The 3,841-nt window shown below is 70.6% G+C and carries 3 protein-coding genes; 2 read left to right on the top strand and 1 reads right to left on the bottom strand.

Annotated features, from left to right (window positions below; translation table 11 throughout):
* Positions 1 to 1,725 (top strand): carbohydrate-binding module family 20 domain-containing protein (locus tag DI269_RS13410; RefSeq protein ID WP_112136659.1); only part of this gene is annotated, 1,725 nt, incomplete at its 5' end.
* A gap of 60 nt (positions 1,726 to 1,785) precedes the next feature.
* On the opposite strand, the gene dacB is transcribed toward DI269_RS13410, so the two are convergent.
* Positions 1,786 to 3,246, bottom strand: a complete 1,461-nt coding sequence (dacB, locus tag DI269_RS13405) for a D-alanyl-D-alanine carboxypeptidase/D-alanyl-D-alanine endopeptidase (RefSeq protein WP_112136657.1) — start codon at positions 3,244 to 3,246, stop codon at positions 1,786 to 1,788.
* A gap of 54 nt (positions 3,247 to 3,300) precedes the next feature.
* Between dacB and DI269_RS13400 the strand changes: the two genes are divergently transcribed.
* On the top strand, positions 3,301 to 3,801 hold the full coding sequence (locus tag DI269_RS13400) for an inorganic diphosphatase (protein ID WP_112136655.1): 501 nt from the start codon (positions 3,301 to 3,303) through the stop codon (positions 3,799 to 3,801).
* The last annotated feature ends 40 nt before the right edge of the window (positions 3,802 to 3,841 follow it).

Here is a 3,841-nt window from a genome sequence, read left to right as displayed (position 1 = left end):
GCCGTCCTCGCGGCCGCCTACCCGCACCCCGCCCCCGACGCCCCCGCACTCGACGCCGCCCCCGCCGCGGCCCTCGCCGGCGGCGACTCGATCCTCAACATGTTCGAGTGGACCTGGAACTCCATCGCCGCCGAATGCGACGGCGCGCTCGCCGACTCCGGCTACACGTACGTCCAGACCTCCCCGCCCAACGAGCACATCCTCGGCGCCGACGCCACCTCCGGCGAAGAGGACGCCTGGTACATCCACTACCAGCCCGTCAGCTACGAGATCGAGTCCCGCCTCGGCACCCGCGCCGAATACGCGAACATGGTCGCGACCTGCGAGGCCAACGGCATCGGCGTCATCGCCGACGTCGTCATCAACCACATGGCCGCCGGCTCCGCCACCGAGACCCGCTACGGCTGGAACGGCAGCGAATACCGCCAGTTCTATTACCCCGACGCCGGCTACGACGCCTCCGACTTCCACAACACCGGCTCCTCCTACTGCGAGATCGACAACTACCAGGACCGCAATGAGGTCCAGACCTGCCACCTGGTCGGCCTCAACGACCTCGACACCTCCCAGACCGACGTCCGCGAGACCATCGCCGCCTACCTCGACGACCTCACGAGCCTCGGCGTCGCCGGCTTCCGCGTCGACGCCGCCAAGCACATCTCCGCGACCGACCTCGCCGCCATCATGAACCTCGTCGACGGCGACCCCTACATCGTCCAAGAGGTCATCGGCGCCTCCGGCGAACCGATCACCGAGGCCGAGTACACCGGCATCGGCGACGTCCAGGAGTTCTCCTACTCCTACGACCTCAAGAACCACATCAACGGCTCCTCCGAGGCCCGCTACCTCACCACCATGGGCACCGGCTGGGGCTACACCTCGCCCGCGGGCGTCTTCGTCGCCAACCACGACACCGAGCGCGGCTCGCTCACCATGAGCTACAAGAACGGCCAGGACTACCTCCTCGGCGAGGCCTTCATGCTCGCCTACCCGTTCGGCACCCCCGCCTCCTACACCGGGTACTCCTTCTCCGCCAACCACTCCGGGCCTCCGCTCAACGCCGACGGCTCGGTCGCCGACGTCAACTGCGGCTCCGACGCGTTCACCTGCATCCACCGCTCCCCGTACATGAGCGGCATGGCCGGCTTCCGCGCCGCCACCGCCGGCGACGCGGTCGTCAACACCTGGGGCTCGGGCGACGCGCTCGCCTTCGGCCGCGGCGACAGCGGACACGTCGTCATCAACGCCGGGACCTCCTCGATCACCCAGACGTTCACGACCTCGCTCCCCAACGGGTCCTACGTCGACGTCATCTCCGGCTCCACCGTGACCGTCTCCGGCGGGACCTTCACCGCCACGGTCGCGGCGAAGGCGGCGCTGGCGATCCACGTCGGCAACACGGGCGGCGGCAGCGGCGGCGGTTCGTCCAACTGCGTCGACGTGAGCGCGTACGTGACCGGCACGGCGGTCGGCGACGAGGTGTACATCGTCGGCTCGATCCCGCAGCTCGGCAACTGGACCGCGATCTCCTCGGCCCACCTCTCGGGTACCACGTACCCGAACTGGAAGGGCACGGTCACGGTCCCGGCCGGGACCACCTTCCAGTACAAGTACGTGATCGTGCGGTCCAACGGGACCTACACCTGGGAGTCCATCGGCAACCGGACGGCCACCGTCCCGAGCACCGGATGCCTTGCACTGAACCAGACCTGGAACACCGCCTGACCCGACGACGAAGGCCCCGGGCGCGCAGCGCCCGGGGCCTCTCGCCTTACCTGAAGTCCACTAGCAGCCGCACTTGGCGACGGCGGTCGCGATCTCGTCCATCGCCGTCTCGACCGCGGTCTCGCCGGTGGTGTCCCCGTTGCTGATGAGCGAGAACACCAGTTGGCGGCCGTCGGCCGTGGTCAGGGTGCCGGTGAGGGAGCTGACGCCGCTGAGCGTGCCGGTCTTGGCACGCACCACGCCCTTGCCGTCCTCGGCGGTGCCGAACCGGTCGTCGAGCGTCCCCGAGTACCCCGCGACCGGGAGCGACTCGAAGACCGTGGCGGACTGCGAGGTCGCGGCGCCCAGCAGCAGCTGCGTGAACGCGTTCGCGGTCATGCGGTTGCTGGGGGAGAGGCCCGACCCGTCGTAGAACACCAGCCCGGTGTTGTCGACGCCCAGGCCCTCCAGGGTCGCCAGGTGCACGGTCGAGAGCGACGCCCAGGTCATCGCGCCGTCGACGACCAGCGCGGTCTGGAGCGCGACGGCGTCGGCGAGCAGGTTGTCGGAGGTGAGGATGAACGAGTCGACCAGGGCCGCCAGCGGCGCCGAGTAGACCACGGCCAGCTCGGCCGCGCCCGCCTCGGCGGTCCCGGCGACCACGTCGGGGGCCGCGCCCCCGCCGAGGAGCTCGGCGAACTGCTGGGCCGCGACCATGGCCGGGTCCGCGTAGTGCTGGGCGTACTTCTGGGTGTTGTCCATGCGGCCGCCGTCGACCATGAGCGGCGCCATCGGCGCGGTCATGTAGGTCAGGTCCTCGTTCGGGACGCCTTCGGCCTTCGTCTTGTCGGTGAACACGCTCGTGTCCAGGTAGACCGTGGCCGGCGCGACGCCGCCGCGCGCCTCCAGCACCAGGTCGGCGAGCTCCTGGAGGCTCGCGCCGTCCGCGTAGTCGGTGTAGTAGCCCTTGCCGTCGACGGTGAGCGTCACGTCGCCCCCGGCCACGAGCACCACGCTGTCCTCGGTCGGGCCCTCGACCACGGTCGTGGGGATCCGGTACTCCGCGCCCAGGTGCTCCAGCGCCGCGACCGCGGTGACGACCTTCATCGACGACGCCGGCGTCAGCGGCGCCGCGCCGTTCTGCTCGAACAGGACCTCCCCGGTCAGCACGTCGGTGAACGCCGCCGACAGGCTCCCGTTGAGCCGGTCGTCGGCGAGCACCCCGGGCAGGACCGACTGGAGGTCCGGGACCGGCGCGTTCGCGTCCGACGAGGCCAGCACCGGCGCGGGTGCGGCCGGCGGGTACGCCTCCGGGGTGGTGATCGTCCCTGTCCGCGGGGCGGCGACCGCCGAGATCTGCCACACCAGGCCGCCGGCGGCGGCTACGGTGACCAGGACGGCGAGGGCCGCGAGCACGCCGGTGAGGACCCGGCGGCGGCGCCGCGGGCCCTGCTTCTGGGGCCGTGCCGGGGCTGGCGCGGCGGGCCGGGCGTGTGGCGTACTACTCGCGACCTTGGGGTCGGCGTTGTCGCTGAGGGACATGCACAGAGACTAGGCCATGGAGACACTGCACAGGAGCCTGGAGGAGGTCGGCCGATGGAGTTCGACGTGACCGTCGAAATCCCCAAGGGGAGCGCCAACAAGTACGAGATCGACCACGAGACCGGTCGCATCCGCCTGGACCGGACGCTGTTCACCGCCACGGTGTACCCGGCCGACTACGGTTTCATCGACGACACCCTGGGCCAGGACGGCGACCCGCTGGACGCGCTGGTGCTGGTGGAGCCCACGTTCCCCGGCTGCGTGATCCGCGCCCGCGCGATCGGCATGTTCCGCATGCGGGACGAGAAGGGCGTCGACGACAAGGTCCTGTGCGTCCCCGCGGAGGACCCGCGCAAGGACCGCTTCAAGGACATCGCCGACGTCCCCGAGTTCGACCGGCTCGAGATCCAGCACTTCTTCACGGTGTACAAGGACCTCGAACCCGGCAAGAGCGTCGAGGGCGCCACCTGGACCGGCCGCGCCGAGGCCGAGGAGGAGGTCCGCCGCTCCTTCGAGCGCGCGAAGGCCGCCGGATACCACTCGAACCACCACTAGACGACGTACGAACGGGGCGGCCCGGGCGAAAGCCCGGGCC

The sequence above is a fragment of the Glycomyces dulcitolivorans genome (assembly GCF_003265355.1).
GTDB classification, from domain to species: domain Bacteria; phylum Actinomycetota; class Actinomycetes; order Mycobacteriales; family Micromonosporaceae; genus Glycomyces; species Glycomyces dulcitolivorans.
Note: the sequence above shows the minus strand (reverse complement) of the source record. Positions and strands in the feature narration are given on the sequence as shown.